Source organism: Caldibacillus debilis DSM 16016 (assembly GCF_000383875.1).
Lineage (GTDB): Bacteria > Bacillota > Bacilli > Bacillales > Caldibacillaceae > Caldibacillus > Caldibacillus debilis.
Genome location: NZ_KB912882.1, coordinates 59,189 through 74,357 on the forward strand (window position 1 = coordinate 59,189; position 15,169 = coordinate 74,357).

The 15,169-nt window shown below is 51.5% G+C and carries 15 protein-coding genes; 6 read left to right on the forward strand and 9 right to left on the reverse strand.

The window, feature by feature from the left end; all coding sequences use genetic code 11:
* Positions 1-267 precede the first annotated feature (267 nt).
* The 8 genes from A3EQ_RS0106105 to A3EQ_RS20710 all read right to left on the reverse strand — a co-directional run bounded on the left by A3EQ_RS0106105 (position 268) and on the right by A3EQ_RS20710 (position 8,531).
* On the reverse strand, positions 268-873 hold the full coding sequence (locus A3EQ_RS0106105) for an alpha/beta hydrolase (RefSeq protein WP_020154300.1): 606 nt from the start codon (positions 871-873) through the stop codon (positions 268-270).
* Between the two features lie 72 nt (positions 874-945).
* On the reverse strand, positions 946-1,929 hold the full coding sequence (locus A3EQ_RS0106110; RefSeq protein WP_020154301.1) for a ring-cleaving dioxygenase: 984 nt from the start codon (positions 1,927-1,929) through the stop codon (positions 946-948).
* Positions 1,926-2,378 carry a MarR family winged helix-turn-helix transcriptional regulator gene (locus A3EQ_RS0106115; protein ID WP_020154302.1) on the reverse strand — a complete coding sequence of 151 codons (453 nt, stop codon included), beginning with the start codon at positions 2,376-2,378 and terminating at the stop codon, positions 1,926-1,928. Before A3EQ_RS0106115 ends, A3EQ_RS0106110 begins: the two co-directional genes overlap by 4 nt.
* 262 nt (positions 2,379-2,640) lie before the next feature.
* Entirely contained in the window at positions 2,641-3,021 is a 381-nt protein-coding gene (locus tag A3EQ_RS0106125) for a DnaJ family domain-containing protein (protein WP_020154304.1), read from the reverse strand.
* On the reverse strand, positions 3,018-5,507 hold the full coding sequence (gene parC / locus A3EQ_RS0106130) for a DNA topoisomerase IV subunit A (RefSeq protein WP_020154305.1): 2,490 nt from the start codon (positions 5,505-5,507) through the stop codon (positions 3,018-3,020). Before parC ends, A3EQ_RS0106125 begins: the two co-directional genes overlap by 4 nt.
* A 1-nt stretch (position 5,508) precedes the next feature.
* Positions 5,509-7,461 carry a DNA topoisomerase IV subunit B gene (gene parE / locus A3EQ_RS0106135; RefSeq protein ID WP_020154306.1) on the reverse strand — a complete coding sequence of 651 codons (1,953 nt, stop codon included), beginning with the start codon at positions 7,459-7,461 and terminating at the stop codon, positions 5,509-5,511.
* Between the two features lie 187 nt (positions 7,462-7,648).
* Entirely contained in the window at positions 7,649-8,080 is a 432-nt protein-coding gene (locus A3EQ_RS0106140; RefSeq protein ID WP_020154307.1) for a CoA-binding protein, read from the reverse strand.
* Between the two features lie 91 nt (positions 8,081-8,171).
* Entirely contained in the window at positions 8,172-8,531 is a 360-nt protein-coding gene (locus A3EQ_RS20710) for a helix-turn-helix domain-containing protein (protein WP_244874563.1), read from the reverse strand.
* Between the two features lie 141 nt (positions 8,532-8,672).
* Here A3EQ_RS20710 and A3EQ_RS0106150 point away from each other — a divergent pair, with 141 nt between their 5' ends.
* Both A3EQ_RS0106150 and plsY read left to right on the forward strand, forming a co-directional pair.
* Positions 8,673-8,954 carry a hypothetical protein gene (locus tag A3EQ_RS0106150; RefSeq protein WP_020154309.1) on the forward strand — a complete coding sequence of 94 codons (282 nt, stop codon included), beginning with the start codon at positions 8,673-8,675 and terminating at the stop codon, positions 8,952-8,954.
* Between the two features lie 363 nt (positions 8,955-9,317).
* The gene (plsY, locus tag A3EQ_RS0106155; protein ID WP_020154310.1) at positions 9,318-9,899 is read left to right on the forward strand and encodes a glycerol-3-phosphate 1-O-acyltransferase PlsY; all 582 of its coding nucleotides are present in this window, start codon (positions 9,318-9,320) and stop codon (positions 9,897-9,899) included.
* A 226-nt stretch (positions 9,900-10,125) separates the two neighbouring features.
* On the opposite strand, the gene spoIIP is transcribed toward plsY, so the two are convergent.
* A complete protein-coding gene (gene spoIIP / locus A3EQ_RS0106165; RefSeq protein ID WP_020154312.1) occupies positions 10,126-11,250 on the reverse strand; it encodes a stage II sporulation protein P in 1,125 nt (374 codons plus the stop codon).
* A 285-nt stretch (positions 11,251-11,535) separates the two neighbouring features.
* Between spoIIP and A3EQ_RS0106175 the strand changes: the two genes are divergently transcribed.
* From A3EQ_RS0106175 to A3EQ_RS0106195, 4 genes are all read left to right on the forward strand, one after another.
* Positions 11,536-11,844 (forward strand): hypothetical protein, encoded by a 309-nt coding sequence (locus A3EQ_RS0106175; RefSeq protein WP_154652826.1) that lies wholly within the window; start codon positions 11,536-11,538, stop codon positions 11,842-11,844.
* 12 nt (positions 11,845-11,856) lie between these two features.
* Positions 11,857-12,687, forward strand: coding sequence for a membrane protein insertase YidC (yidC, locus tag A3EQ_RS20715; protein ID WP_020154315.1), 831 nt, complete (start codon positions 11,857-11,859; stop codon positions 12,685-12,687).
* A 424-nt stretch (positions 12,688-13,111) separates the two neighbouring features.
* Positions 13,112-13,645 carry a competence protein ComK gene (locus tag A3EQ_RS0106190; protein WP_020154317.1) on the forward strand — a complete coding sequence of 178 codons (534 nt, stop codon included), beginning with the start codon at positions 13,112-13,114 and terminating at the stop codon, positions 13,643-13,645.
* Positions 13,646-13,877: 232 nt separating this feature from the next.
* Positions 13,878-15,029 carry a CapA family protein gene (locus tag A3EQ_RS0106195; protein WP_020154318.1) on the forward strand — a complete coding sequence of 384 codons (1,152 nt, stop codon included), beginning with the start codon at positions 13,878-13,880 and terminating at the stop codon, positions 15,027-15,029.
* Positions 15,030-15,169: the final 140 nt, after the last annotated feature.

Below are 15,169 nucleotides of genomic sequence, written 5' to 3' on the forward strand. Positions count from 1 at the left end.
GCCGGCGGCCTAGGCCAACCGAAACGGATTCCCAAAACCTTCTGGAATTTATACTAAAGCAATTTTACGCAAAACGCAAAATTTTGAGCCGTCGATTCCGCGTTTCGCCAAAATCATTGACATTTCTATTATCGACAAAAAAGGTCTTCCTCCCTTTTTGTTTACATAATATTTTTATAATAAATTAACCTTTGCACTGCTCCCCCTCCGCTGAAAAATTCCGTCAACAAAGGAAAAACGAGGAAGCCTTCGCTCCCCCGTCTTCCGTTAAAAATGCTTTTGATACCATTGCCGCGCCTGTTCCACTTCCGATTTTTTGATCGAATGCCCTCCTTTTTCCCAATGGACAGTCACGTCGCTTCCGGCGCCCCGCAACAGGTTTTCCAGCTCTTCCGCTTCCTCTTTCGGACAGATCGGATCCGCTTCCCCGGCGGCAATCCACACCTTCGTCCCGCTTAAATCGGGAAGGGCGATTCCCCGCCGCGGGACCATCGGATGGAAAAGGAGGGCCCCTTTCAGGCTGCCCGGAATATGGAAAAGGAGGCTTGCCGCCATGTTCGCCCCGTTGGAATAACCGACGGCAATGACCCGCTTTCGGTCGAAGGCATATTGTTCCGCGGCGGAATCGAGAAAATCCGCCAATCGCCGGGTGCGGAAAACCAAATCCTCCACGTCGAAGACGCCTTCGCGGATCCTGCGGAAAAACCGGGCCATCCCGTTTTCCGACACTTCGCCGCGGACGCCGAGCACGCCGGCTTCCGGATCCAGGATATTCGCCAGGGGAAGCAAATCGCACTCGTTTCCGCCCGTTCCGTGAAGCAGAAGCAAGACGGGGCTTCCGTCCCTTTTTCCCCTACGGTAAAAATGTTTCATCCTCCCGCCACCTTTGACTGAAGGTTTTTCCGTACATGATCGGCATGGAATGCCGTCCCTCTTTCTCTCTGCTTATTCGTCTTCCTTCCAGACCGTATCCAACGGTTTTAATACGGATTCGATCCGTTCCCTCATCGGCTCCAGAAATGGAGGCAGGGAGAGGGATTCGCCGAGATGCTCGAATTCCTCGTCGTTGGCAAATCCCGGGCCGTCCGTGGCCAATTCGAACAAAATGCCGTTCGGTTCCCTGAAATAGAGGGAACGGAAGTAAAAACGGTCCACGAAGCCGGAATTGGGAATGTTCCGTTCGCGCAAAATTTTCACCCATTCATACAGCTCTTCCTCATTTTCCACGCGGAAGGCGACATGATGGACACCGCCCCGTCCCAAACGTTCCCTGGGAAGATCCTTTCTTTCCTCCACATGGACTTCCGCGCCGGTTCCCCCTTCCCCCGTTTCAAAAACTTGTATCCGGGACCCGCCGGGGCCATCGGAAGGGTACTCGCCCTTTTTCCGGAAGCCTAATAATTCCGTTAAAACGGCGACGGTTTTTTCCCCATCGGCCACCGTAAGCTTCGCGGGGCCGAGCCCGAGGATGCCGTATTGCCGCGGAACAACCGAACGTCCCCACGGCCTTCCTCCCTGGACCCCGCGATTATTTTCATCGGAGACGAGGGTCATCCGGTGCCCCTCCCCGTCCCGAAAGGCCAGGGTCAGCCGGCCGGCCCGTTCCTTGATGTCCTCATGCTGAACGTTCAATCGTTCGAATCTTTCCTTCCAGTAGTGTAAAGCTTCATCATCCGGCACCCGGAAGGATACGGCGGAAATGCTGTTGACGCCTTCATGGTTCCGCCCGGCCATCGGGATTTCAAAAAAAGTCATCACGGTTCCCGGGTTTCCGATCTCGTCCCCGTAGTAAAGATGGTAGACGGAGATATCGTCCTGATTGACGGATTTTTTCACGAGACGGAGCCCTAAAACCTTCGTATAGAAATGATAGTTTTTTGCCGCGTCCGCCGTGATCGACGAGACGTGGTGGAGCCCTTTCAAGATCATTTTCGTCCTCCCCATTGTTTTTGCAGCTTGCGCAAATAAGCGAGCATTCTTTTCTTCTCTTCCGCCGTCAAAGGGGAAAATTGGGCCGCCTGGAAGCGTTCCTGCTCGGGGAGCGCCGCTTCCAAGAGCTTTTTCCCCTTTTCGGTCAACAAAAGATAATTCGTCCGCCATTCCTTTTCCCTTTTGATCCAGCCCGCCTTCTCCATTTTGGCCAGGATTTGGGCGATATTTCCCTTCGTCACCAGCAGTTTTTCCGCCAGGTCCCGCTGGCAGATTTTTTCGTTGGTCCCGATATGGACCAGACAATCGAATTGAGCCAAGGTCAATCCCCATTTTTTCAAATGTTGATTGGACAGACGGACGCTTTGGTTGTAAAATCTCGAGAGCCGGTACCAAAGCAATATCCCCAGCCGTTCATCCCGCGTCGTTCCCGGAAATTTGCCGTTCATTTCCAATCCTCCCGCTTTCAGTTTATAACTAAACCGACAAATTGGTCAAAGGATTCGCCCCGGATCTTCCCTTCTTTCCCCAGCATGGGCCCATCGGCTTCAAGCGGCCGCGGGGCCGGAGAGCCGGCTTCCGGCTATAAAAAAATCCGCCAATCCCCTTCCGGAATTGGCAGATTCCCACTTTTCCCGACTTCCGTTCCCGATAGTTTACATAATATTTTTATATTAAATTTTCAGCGAAGCCGTTTGGCCCTGATCCGCATCATAAAAAGCGTTTTTCCAGTTTTTCGGCGTAATTTTTGAAAACGGAGGAATTGGTCTTGATCCGCCGTTTGGAAAGAAATTGATTGTACCGCAGCAGTTTTTCCGTCAATTTTTTTTGCAGCCGGGCCCGTTCCGTTTCATCGCCGCACGCCTGGATCAGCTTTTCAATCGTCAGCATTTCCTGTTTCAGTTTATCCTCCTCGGCACTGATGGTAAAATTGGCGTTTTTTAGCAGCCGGTAGGCCAGCCGCAATTCTTCCGGTACGGAGGACAAATCTTCCAGTTCCAACGGTTTTCCGAAGCCGGGGAGGTCGTCAAACTCCCCGTTTTGATACGCTTCGCGTATTTTTTCCTCGCTCACCCGCCAAAAATCCGTCATCGGCCTTCTCCTTCCCCTTGATTCTCCAAATCCGAGGCCCGCTGTCCGCCCCCTGCCTTGACCGGTCCGTTCCTTTCGATCCACAGTTGTTTCCCGTATCCCTTGTCTTCCGCGGCGAAGGCAAAGGAGCCGTTCGAATACCGGTCGCCCAGCCGGATCTCCTTGACCGGGACGGTCACCTTTTCATTCTTTTCCGTCCGGACGGCGATCGTATCCGTATCATAGACCGCAGCCGTTCCGATGTTCCGGTGCGGGTTTTTCTTCAATTCCCGGAGCATGATCAGCCCGCGTTTTGCCCGCGAAGAGGTCTCCATTTCCGAAAGGGGCATCCGTTTGACCGCTCCCCGTTGGGTGGCGAGGACGATCGTTTGCCGTTCATCCTCAATCGGATGGCCGGAGACGACGAAGTCGCCGTTTTTCAAATTGATGCCCTTCACCCCGGCGCTCCGCACCCCGGTGGGGTTGATTTCGCTCTCGTGAAAACGCAATCCGTAGCCGAAATAGGTGGAAAGGAAGAGCTCTTTCGTTCCGTCCGTGACATGCACGGCGGCCAATTCGTCCCCTTCTTTCAGAAGGATCGCCGCCATCGGTTTGGAATATCTGTTCACCTGGTAATTTTTCAGCCCGGTCTTTTTCACCATTCCCTTTTTCGTGACAAACAGAAGATATACCGGCTGATTGAAATCCTTTACCGGCACGGCGCCGATGATCGCTTCGTCCCTTTCCACGGGGATGAGATTGGCAATGTGCTGGCCCGGCTCCTTCCAGCGGATGTCCGGCAGGATGTGCACGGGGCAATACAAATAGTTTCCTTTGTTCGTAAACAAAAGCAACACGTCCGTCGTATTCATTTCAAAGGCCGAAAGGAGATGATCCCCTTCCTTCATGCCGAAATCCTCGAGGTTGGAAGCGGCAAAGGAACGCAGCGAAGTCCTTTTCACGTACCCTTCCCGCGTGACGCTGGCGATCACGTCTTCATTTCCTACCAAAACTTCCAGGTTGATTTTGATCTCTTCGATTTCCTCTTCGATGGCCGTCCGTCTTTCATCCCCGTATTTTTCCCGGATTTCTTTCAATTCCTTGATGATGACCTTGGAAAGCTTCTTATCGCTGTCCAATATGGAAGACAGTTCCTTGATTTTTTTCGCCAGTTCTTCGTCTTCCTTGCGCAATTGGGTGATATCCGTATTGGTCAGCCGGTACAGCTGCAAGTTGACGATCGCTTCCGATTGGGGCTCGGTAAAAGAAAATTCCTCCATCAGCCGCATTTTTGCGTCCTTTTTATCCTTGGACGACCGGATCGTGCGGATGACATCGTCCAAAATCGAGACGGCCTTCATCAACCCTTCCACGATATGCTTGCGGTCCCGGGCCTTTTTCAGTTCGTGCCGGGTGCGGTTTTCCACCACTTCTTTCCGGTGTTCGATGTAGGCATCCAGCAGATCCGTAAGGCCCATCAGCTTCGGGCGGCGGTTGTGGATGGCCACCATGTTAAAATTGTACGTGATCTGCAAATCGCTGTTTTTGTAGAGATAGTTCAAAACCCCTTCCGCGTCCGCGTCCCGTTTCAATTCCACGACGATGCGCAAGCCCGTCCGATCGGTTTCGTCGCGGACGTCGGCAATCCCGTCCACCCGCTTTTCGTAACGGAATTCGTCGATTTTTTTGACCAGTTGGGCTTTATTGACTTCGAAAGGGATCTCCGTAATGACGATTTGTTCCCTCCCGTTTCGCAAGCGCTCGATCTCCGCCTTGCCGCGGACGACGATTTTCCCCTTGCCCGTTTCGTATGCCTTCTTGATTCCGTCGATCCCCTGGATGATCCCGCCCGTCGGGAAATCCGGGCCCTTGATCACCCGCATCAGATCCTCCACGGTGCATTCCGGATTTTCCATCCGCATGATGACGCCGTCGATCACTTCCGCCAAATTGTGAGGAGGAATATCCGTCGCATACCCGGCCGATATTCCCGTCGAACCGTTCACGAGGAGATTCGGGAACCGGGAAGGCAAAACGGCCGGCTCCTTGTCGGTGTCGTCGAAATTCGGAACGAAAGGCACCGTGTCCTTGTCGATGTCGCTCAAAAGCTCGGTGCTGATCTGGGAGAGCCTCGCCTCGGTATACCGCATGGCCGCCGGCGGGTCGCCGTCGATGCTGCCGTTGTTGCCGTGCATTTCAATCAGCAGATGGCGCATCTTCCATTCCTGGCTCAACCGGACCATCGCGTCGTAAACGGCAACATCGCCGTGGGGATGGAAATTCCCGATCACGTTCCCCACCGTCTTCGCCGACTTCCGGTAAGGTTTGTCCGCCGTATTGCCTTCCACATACATGGCGTACAGGATCCGCCGCTGGACCGGCTTCAAGCCGTCGCGGGCATCCGGAAGGGCGCGGTCCTGAATGATATATTTGCTGTAACGGCTGAAGCGGTCGCCGATGACTTCCTCCAAGGGCAGATCGTGCAGGTTTTCCGCGATGTTCTTCATGTTATTCCTCCTCGTTCGCCTTTAAGATGTTTGCGTTCGCCAACAAATTCGCATCATCTTCCAGGCCGAAGTCGACATGGGTCTCAATCCATTTCCGCCGCGGCTCCACCTTATCCCCCATCAAGGTGGTGATCCTCCGCTCCGCCCGGGCCGCATCTTCAATCCGCACCCGGATCAGCGTCCGCGTTTCCGGGTTCATCGTCGTTTCCCACAATTGGTCGGGATTCATTTCTCCGAGACCTTTATACCGCTGGATGTGGTAGCCTTTGCCGAAAGTTTTCGTGATCTCCTTCAGTTCCTCATCGGTCCAGGCATATTTGACGATCTCCTTCTTGCCGCTCCCCTTGGAAATTTTGTACAGGGGCGGGAGGGCGATATACACCTTCCCGGCTTCCACCAACGGTTTCATGTAGCGGTAAAAGAAGGTGAGCAAAAGGACTTGGATATGGGCGCCGTCCGTATCCGCGTCGGTCATGATGATCACTTTGTCGTAATTGGCTTCCTCCAGCCGGAAATCCGGGCCGACGCCGGCTCCGATCGTATGAATGATCGTATTGATCTCCTCGTTCTTGAAAATATCTGAAAGCTTCGCCTTTTCCGTATTGATCACCTTGCCCCGCAAAGGCAGGACGGCCTGGAACCGGCGGTCCCTGCCCTGCTTGGCTGAACCGCCCGCCGAATCCCCTTCCACGAGAAACAATTCGTTTCTTTGCGGGTTTTTCGACTGGGCCGGCGTCAGTTTTCCCGATAACAGGGTATCTCCCCGTCTTTTCTTTTTTCCGCTTCTCGCTTCCTCGCGGGCCTTCCGTGCCGCTTCCCGCGCCTGGGCGGCTTTGATGGCCTTGCCGACGAGCTGCGCGCCGATCTCCGGATTTTCCTGCAAAAAATAGGTCAGTTTTTCCGAAACGATCGACTCCACGGCGGAACGGGCTTCGCTTGTGCCGAGTTTCCCCTTCGTCTGCCCTTCAAATTGCAGCAAATGTTCGGGAATCTTCACCGAAACGATGGCCGACAGCCCTTCCCGCACGTCGGACCCTTCCAGGTTTTTATCCTTTTCCTTCAGAAGGCCGTTTTTTCTGGCATAGTCGTTGAACACACGGGTGAAAGCGGCTTTCGCCCCCGCTTCGTGGGTCCCTCCGTCCTTGGTGCGGACGCTGTTGACAAAGGAAAGGATGTTTTCGGAAAACCCGTCATGATATTGAAAGGCAAAATCCACTTCGATCTCGCTTTGCTTTCCGGAAAAGCTGACCACCGGGTGGAGGACATCCTTGTCCTCGTTTAAAAATTGGACGAAGGCCTCGATTCCGTTTTCGTACCGGAAGACGTCGCGCCTTCCCGTCCGTTCGTCGATCAGCTCGATTTTCAGGCCCTTGACTAGAAAAGCGGACTCCTGGAGCCGTTCGCTCAAAAGATCGTATTGGAACGACGTAACGGAAAAAATTTTCGGATCCGGCTTAAAATGGACCGTAGTTCCCGTCTCCTTCGCCCGCCCGATTTTTTCCAGGGGGGTCACCGGCTTCCCGCCGTCGGCAAAGCTTTGGCGGTATACCCAGCCGTCCCGCTTGATGGTGACGGTTAAAAACTCGGAAAGGGCGTTGACGACGGAGGCGCCCACCCCATGCAATCCCCCGCTCGTTTTGTAGCCCCCCTGCCCGAATTTTCCTCCGGCATGCAAAACGGTGAAAATGACCTCCGGCGTCGGCCTTCCCGACTGGTGCATCCCGGTCGGAATCCCCCGACCGAAATCGGTCACCGAAACGCTTTGGTCGGGGTGGATCTTGACGATGATATGGTCTCCGTAGCCGGCCAGGGCTTCGTCGACCGCATTGTCCACGATTTCGTACACGAGATGATGCAATCCCCTGGCGTCGGTGCTGCCGATGTACATGCCCGGCCGCTTGCGGACCGCATCCAATCCTTCCAATATCTGTATGGAATCTTCATTGTATTCCATTGGGCGACTGACAGACAAATCGAATTCCCCTTTCAAAATCTTTCGCTTGCGACAGGCATCTATTATCCATCATACTTGTTTTCGCAACGGGTGAAAAGGATTCCCCCGTTTTCCGCATATAAAGAAAAGGTGAAACAACTCCGATTGTATCACCTTTTCCGCGTTTCTCCCCTATTATACGGAAAAACTATTCTCCGGTTAAGGGCATATTTTTTGTCAGGCTGTGCATCACTTTGATGCACCGGTCCATGATCACCGTGACTCCCCGTTCTTTCAGAAAACGATAGGTTTCTTCATCGGCGATTCCCTGTTGGGCCCAGAAGACATCCGCATCGATTTCCACGAATTCCTTTGCGATCTCCATCAAGTATTCGCTGCGACGGAAGATATTGACGATATCCACGTGGCCTTCGATCTCCTTCAAGGAGGAGACGGCTTTTACGCCCAACGCCTCATCGATCATCGGATTGACGGGAATGATCTCATAGCCGAGGTTCTGCATTTCTTTCGCGATCTGGTAGGATGTCCGGTCCGGTTTGTCGCTCAATCCGACGACGGCGATCCGTTTCGCCCGCCTTAAAATCTTTGCGATCTCTTCCAATGGGGGATTTTCGATCATTTTTCTCAACCTCCTGTCAATTGAATTTTACCAAGGAAAGGGGGAGACGGGAAAGCCGTCCGCCATTCCGGTCCGTTTCGGCACGGGGGATTCATCCGCTTTTTTTGAAGGCTTGAATGAGAACGATGATCGCTTCCTTTTCCTCCCGGGTCAAATCGGTAAACAGCCGGTAAATGGACGGAATTTCTCCGCAATAGTCCCTGGCGTTTTCTTTAATATGGGTCTGAAAAGAGATTTTGTCCTCCAGGATGCGAAAAAATTCGGAAAGGGAAATTCCGCACAAATCGCAAAATCGGCTCAAAAGGGATATGGTTACCGGTTGGGTGCCGGTTTCAATCCTGGACAGTTTCGGCTGGGAAATGTTCAAACGGTTGGCAATTTCGATCGACGTAAATCCCTTTTCCTTGCGGATTTCCCGCATGAGCTCGCCAATTTGGGCTTCCGTCACCATTTTCACGATTCAACTCCCTTATTGGTTTGTCAATCTGCAACTTTTTTTCCTGTATTTACAAAAAAATAAATATATATTATTCTAAATAAAAATATGTTTTTAATAAATATTCAATATAAGAATAATAAAGGTGGATTTCCCATGCATAATCCGGCCTTTGACAAACATTTTCAGGCGGCAGCCCTCGAAAGGATTGAATCTGTTCGCATTAAATTTCAAAAGAACGGCAAGGATTCCCCCCATTTTTCCCAAGCCCTCCGGGACTTGGAAGAAATCGAGAGACACCTTCCCGAAAACAAAAAATATCTGGCCGAGGATGTCCGAAAATCGCTGCTTGCGATGATGGACGAGTATGACGTTAAAATCTACAAGCTCGGCTTCCTTGACGGATTGTCCTTCAGCAAAGACATGCAGGACGAATAGTTCCGAAAGAATTATTATTTATTATAGCATTAGTCGAAAATCGGTTTCGACTATTTTTTATTTTCCAAAACGGCACCGGTTCCCCGTTTACACTTTCCCCGCGATTTGATTAAAATGAAAATGGGCTCACCCCGGAAAGCCGGAACTGAAAAAGCATCCCTTACGGTTTTCAGGCTTTTGGCGCTTTCCGGCCGGTCAGCCGCAAGATCCCGTCCCGTTCTTTTTTCTATATCGGTTGATCTTTCCTAAAATGAACAGAAATTTTTTTGTACATAAAGGAAAATGCCCCTTTCACAAAGTATTATTAACTTTGAAAAAGGGGCAATGGGGCTATTGCCATAAAAAAACTGAAGGGGATCCGTTATGATGTATGGAATTTTGCCGATCATCGCCTACCTGTTGGGCTCGATTCCTTCCGGCCTGATCATCGGGAAGGTTTTTTACAAAACCGATATCCGGGAACACGGCAGCGGGAATTTGGGGGCAACGAATACCTTTCGCGTCCTCGGGGTGAAGGCCGGGCTCGTCGTCACCTTCGCCGATATTTTGAAAGGGACCCTTTCCGCGGCGCTTCCCGCCATCTTTCATGTGGACATGCATCCGCTTTTTGTCGGTCTGTTCGCCGTGCTGGGGCATACTTACCCGCTTTTCGCCGGATTCCGGGGAGGCAAGGCGGTGGCGACTTCCGGCGGCATCATGCTGTTTTACCAGCCGCTGATCTTTTTTCTGCTCGTTCTTACCTTCTTCATCACTTTGTATTTTTCCAAATACGTCTCCCTCTCTTCGATGGTTACCTCCGTCGTGGCGATGATTTTGACCTTGTTTACGAAAGACTGGCCATTGATCGTGATCGTCTTTTTCTTGGCCGCGCTGATCATTTACCGCCACCGGGCCAATATCGAGCGGATCAAAAAGAAGACGGAGCCGAAAATTAAGTGGCTGTAAACCGGTCACCGGGCATGGGATCGATGAAAACCCCAGGTTTTCCTTAAAATTCATCCCTTCGGGCCGCAGGATCATCCGCGGCTTGAAGGGATTTTTTCGCCGGCGGAAACGTCCCGACCCGGAAGGAACGGATTCTTGCCCGCCGGATCCATGAGGCCAAATCTTAGGATTTCTCCTGCGGGATGCGACGGCCATCCCCGCCCGTAAGGAATCCTTTTCTCTCCCCTCAGCCGCTCGTTTCCACCGCGTCTTGCCAATAATATTCGGCGAAAATATCCGCCAGGACATCGGCGGTGTTATACATTTCATCCAAGGTGTTTTCAATCCCCCCGATTTCGATGACCAGCGCATGGGAGGCCAAATCCTGGTTATAGACCCCGTTTGTGCCCGCGGTCTTCGGTTTTCTCACGATCCCCCGCGTCAGGCTCGGGTATTTTTTCTTAATCATGTCATTAAGCTTCACGGCAAATTCTTCATTTTCCTTGTAATGGGGATTGCCCTGCCCGAGGACAAAAAAGATTTTCGCATAGGTCTTCCCGTTGATCTTCGTTGTCGTTGCGTTCCGTTTCGCGCTGTCCCGGTGAATGTCAAAGAAATAGGCAAGCTCCTTGTTTTTGGCCATCGCCTCCTGGACGATCCCCCGGGAAGCGTCGTAGGATTGCCAGTACTCCCAATGCTTCTTTTGCAAAAGGGTCGGGATGTCGGTCGTGTCCACCATGGCGCCGATCCCTTTTTCGTTCAGCTTCTCCCCGAAACGCTTGCCGACCAATGTGATGTTGACTTCCTTATGCTGGGCCGATTGGGCGTCCTTGGAGTTCTTCAGATGGGGGATGAAGGATTCCCGGCTGTGGGTATGGAAAATAAATACCGTATATTTCTCCGGCTGTTTCTTTTCTTCCCGACCGTCCCCGTTTTCCTTCCCTTCATCCACTTGATCCAGGCTTTCCTCGGCCACCTCCCTCTCCCTCAGCAATTCTTCCAAAGGGGGTCCCGATTCGATCGGCAAATTCGTAAAGTCCGTCCCGTCTCCGGCGACGACGATTTCCGAACTCATCGCATACAGACCGGGAATTTCGTGGAAGATGAAGCTGCGGACATCCTTCAGGTTAATGTTGACCGCCAATTTTAACGCATTGGAAAACAAAAATTGATTTTCTTCCAAGAGAGACGGGTAAAAATATAGATTTTCCGACGCCACGATTCTCATTAAATTTTCCGTTTCGACCGCCCCTTTTCCCGGCTCTTGAAAAAAGGAGCCGAAAAACAGGCTGGAACGGTTCAACAAAACTTGCGCAAAGATCGAGGCCACGATAAAAACAAGCAGCGACCGATACGAGATTCCTTTCCACATCCTCTTTATCCCCTGCCAAATTTCGTTTATAGTATTCATATGAGAGCTGCAAAACTTTTAGAAGAAAAACTTGGATGAAGTCCAAGAAACCGTGTAAATGGCGGCGCGAAACGGTTCTTTGGGCAAGCCCGAGTCCCAGGGACGGGCCGCGAAAGTTTCACAAAGATTTGGCCTTGACCAAAACTTGTTTTCTCTCATCGGGAAGCCCCTGAAGCGAAAGATTCTTGACGGATGGGGAAAAAAAAATTAAAATTGAATCACTTTGAGTCAAAGGAGTCTTTTTCCATGATGGAGCTGTTCATGGAACATTGGCAGGAATTTTTCCTCTACTCTTTCTGCGTAAGCCTGGTTCTCCATTACATCTTCCTGCTCTCCTGCCATTGGATCCTCCACGCGCCGGAGCAGGAATGCGGGGCGGTGGAAAAATTCCGCATTTTCGAAAGGAAGCAGTTGCAAACGGACCGGACGGATATGAATTCCCTGTTCATCCGCCGGATCCATAAAACCGTCCGCCGAAGGGTCTATGCGAAAGAAGATTCGGAGGAAGGAACTATTCTTCTTCATCCTTGCGCATCTTCCATACGAATAAGATGAGGAGGAATAGTTGTGAAAAAAAGAACGCTCACCATTGTCCTGATCCTTGCCGCAATGGCACTTTCCGGCTGTAAAAGCGCCGAAACGGAAGGCGCCTTTTTCCATGATTATTTCGTGGCCCCGTTCATCATGATGATCAAAGCCCTGGGGACCTTTTTCAACAGCAATTACGGCCTGGCCATCATCGCCATCACCCTCATCGTCCGTTTTGCCTTGCTGCCGCTGGTCCTCCATACGACGAAAAAGCAGCAGATCATGAAACAAAAGATGGAGATCATCCGTCCGGAAATGGAGGCGATCCAAAAGCGGCTGAAAGCGGCGAAAACAAAGGAAGAACAGGCGAAGCTCCAGCAAGAAATGATCCAGTTGTACCAAAAGCACAATTTTAATCCCTTCTCGATGGGATGCCTTCCGATGCTTTTGCAAATTCCGATCTGGACGGGGCTTTATTACGCCATCCGCCTGTCCCCGGAAATTTACACCCATTCCTTCCTTTGGTTCAATCTGGGGAAGCCGGATACGATTTTGGCGGTGATCGCGGCCATCGCCTATTATATCCAGTTCCAAGTTTCCTTGTTTAATATCCCGGCCGAACAGCAGGCGCAAATGAAAATGGTCGGGTTCCTGTCGCCGGCCATGATCTTTGTCGCATCCCTTACCACCTCTTCGGCCCTCGCCCTCTATTGGGTGGTCAGCGGTCTGTTCCTGATCATCCAGACCTATTTCACAAAGCTTTATTACCAGCCGAAGTTGGAGGCCGCCTACGGGATCGGAAAAAAAGCCGATAACCAAGCGCCGGGCGGAAAAGAAAACAGGCATAAAAAATCCCCGCAAAAAAAATAAAAGGGCGGCCGGGATCTTCCTCCTCCGGAGGGAAAACCCCGGGAAGATCCCCATGCGCCCTTTGAAACGGATCCGAGTTTTTCCGGATCCGTTTTTATTTTTGTCATCCAAACGACGGCCGGCGGCGGAAGGCCCGCTAGTTTCGCGGGCGGACACGGCCCGGGCCCTCGTTTCTTCCGGCAGAACCGATCTCCATCCGCGACCCCTGTTTTCCGCGGACCCTTCGGCATTTCTCCCCGTCCTTCGGCCGGAAACCGGTAGGAAAAGACAGGATATCTTCTTTTTCGACAAGAACGTCTGTTCATTCCATAAAATGTAATTATTTACATAATTTTATAAAATCGTCTTGATATAACAGAATTATGGTAATATATTAAATAGTAGAAAATTTTATTATTAAACGATAATAAAAAGGGGGATGAACATGGATTACGCGGTTTCAAAAGATGTGACCAAAGATAACGGCTACCATATCCGGACGAAAACGTATGCCATCAAGCCTTGGGCCTTCGAGAAAAATTTTTCCGTCGTTTTCGATGAAGACGGGATCTTCCTGGTGGAAAAAAAGCCGATCAGGCTCATCGAAGAAGCCTGCATCATTTACGGAAGTTCGCTTTCCGGGCGGAGAACGGCCGTCATCGAACAGTTCGACTATCCCTTTAAGACCCCCATCCCCATCTCGCCTGAAAAATATATTTTCGCCTATCCCTCCGCATCGATTACTTCGCCGGAATGCGAGTGGTTTTTCGCCAATAATATCCTCCATATTGCAAATAATACGAAAGCTTACGGATCCGTCGTCACCTTCCGGAACGGAACGAAGATCACCTCCGCCACTCCTCCCCATCTTTTGAAAAAACAGCTGGAGCGGACGGCCCTCTGCATGATCATGCTCGTCATGAACAACCGGATGGAGTACCAGCGGATCTTTTCCAAATTGTTCGAAATCGCCCAGTAGACTTTCCCCGGAAGAAAATTTTTTTAACATAATATTTCTAATTAAGAATATGATATGCGTATAATTTCTATTTTTGAATATCAGCGCACGGCAATGGGCCCTCGGAACGCCGGCATCCCCTTTTGGCGGATTTTGCCGAAGGATGCAATTTCTTCTATTCTCCTGGCATCCCATATATTACAATGGAGATAATGGCACCCTTTCCTGAAAATCAGTATGAAGGAGATTTTCCATGAAAAAATTGGCAATCTTTCTGGCCGTCCTTCTTTGCATGGCGGCCCTGTCCCTGACGACGGTCCTGTCGATCCGCCATAAGGCTCTGCCGGCGTCCGCCTCCGGCCTCAAATTTCGCGGCAATACGGGAATCATGACAACGGAATCGGTTTTCAAATCATGGAAACAGACCGCGAAAATCGGGGCTGTCGGAGATATCCTGATCCACGACTGGCTTTATGAAGACGCATTTACCGGAAGCGGCTATGACTTTAAACCGATGTTTCAATATGTCAAGGACGAGATGCGAAATGCGGATCTGCTGCTGGCCAATCAGGAAACGGTTCTCGGCGGCGTGGAGCTGGGGCTTTCCAGCTACCCCACCTTCAACAGCCCGCAGGAAGTCGGCGATGCGCTGATCGGCAGCGGCGTCGACATCGTCTCCACCGCCAACAACCACACCCTCGACCGGGGCGAACGGGCGATCTTGAATGCCATCGCCTATTATGAAAGGGCCGGCCTTCCCTACGTCGGCCATTTTAAAAGCGAAAGCGACCGGCAAACCTTGCGGATTTTGTCGGCGAACGGCATATCCTTCGCATTTCTGGCCTACACCTACGGAACGAACGGCATCCCCGTGCCGGAAGGGAAACCCTATTTGGTCAATTTGATCGATTTGGAGGCGATGAAGCGGGAAATCAAACGGGCGCGGGAAAGAGCGGACGTTGTTGTCATGAGCCTGCATTGGGGAAACGAATATCAGCGTTTTCCGTCGGAGGAACAAAAAAAGATCGCCCGGGAATTGGCCGAAAGCGGAGCGGATATCATTTTCGGCCATCACCCCCACGTCCTCCAGCCTTTCGAATGGATCGAAACGAAAGGAAGAAAGGTCTTTGTCGCCTACTCCCTGGGGAATTTTCTTTCCGGACAGATGTGGGATTACAAGGACATCGGGGGGATCGTGAAGATTCAAGTGACAAAAACCGTCGATGGGGGCGGGACGAAAATCGAATTGCATTCTCCGGAATTCTTTCCCACCTACGTTTCCAATCAACATCTTCACCGGTACCGCATCGTCCCGCTGAAGGATGCGGGAAGGTTCGGCTTGCCGGACGCAAGGCATAAACAGGAAGAAATTCTGCAACATATGTTTCAATGGATCCATCCTTGAAGCAGAGTTTCCGGTGCGGGAAAGGGGCCCGATCCAAGTTCCGCGGCAAGTGCGCCCCGTCTCAAACGGGCCGGTCGGCCGGTCCGTTTCCGCTTTTTGGAATGCGGACCGGCATTCATCCGGCCTGAAAAAACGGGATG

Coding starts and splice junctions, on each gene's coding strand:
- A3EQ_RS0106105 (WP_020154300.1), bottom strand. CDS start 873: ATGAAACATTTTTACCGTAGGGGAAAAAGGGACGGAAGCCCCGTCTTG.
- A3EQ_RS0106110 (WP_020154301.1), bottom strand. CDS start 1,929: ATGATCTTGAAAGGGCTCCACCACGTCTCGTCGATCACGGCGGACGCG.
- A3EQ_RS0106115 (WP_020154302.1), bottom strand. CDS start 2,378: ATGAACGGCAAATTTCCGGGAACGACGCGGGATGAACGGCTGGGGATA.
- A3EQ_RS0106125 (WP_020154304.1), bottom strand. CDS start 3,021: ATGACGGATTTTTGGCGGGTGAGCGAGGAAAAAATACGCGAAGCGTAT.
- parC (WP_020154305.1), bottom strand. CDS start 5,507: ATGAAGAACATCGCGGAAAACCTGCACGATCTGCCCTTGGAGGAAGTC.
- parE (WP_020154306.1), bottom strand. CDS start 7,461: ATGGAATACAATGAAGATTCCATACAGATATTGGAAGGATTGGATGCG.
- A3EQ_RS0106140 (WP_020154307.1), bottom strand. CDS start 8,080: ATGATCGAAAATCCCCCATTGGAAGAGATCGCAAAGATTTTAAGGCGG.
- A3EQ_RS20710 (WP_244874563.1), bottom strand. CDS start 8,531: ATGGTGACGGAAGCCCAAATTGGCGAGCTCATGCGGGAAATCCGCAAG.
- A3EQ_RS0106150 (WP_020154309.1), top strand. CDS start 8,673: ATGCATAATCCGGCCTTTGACAAACATTTTCAGGCGGCAGCCCTCGAA.
- plsY (WP_020154310.1), top strand. CDS start 9,318: ATGATGTATGGAATTTTGCCGATCATCGCCTACCTGTTGGGCTCGATT.
- spoIIP (WP_020154312.1), bottom strand. CDS start 11,250: ATGTGGAAAGGAATCTCGTATCGGTCGCTGCTTGTTTTTATCGTGGCC.
- A3EQ_RS0106175 (WP_154652826.1), top strand. CDS start 11,536: ATGATGGAGCTGTTCATGGAACATTGGCAGGAATTTTTCCTCTACTCT.
- A3EQ_RS0106190 (WP_020154317.1), top strand. CDS start 13,112: ATGGATTACGCGGTTTCAAAAGATGTGACCAAAGATAACGGCTACCAT.
- A3EQ_RS0106195 (WP_020154318.1), top strand. CDS start 13,878: ATGAAAAAATTGGCAATCTTTCTGGCCGTCCTTCTTTGCATGGCGGCC.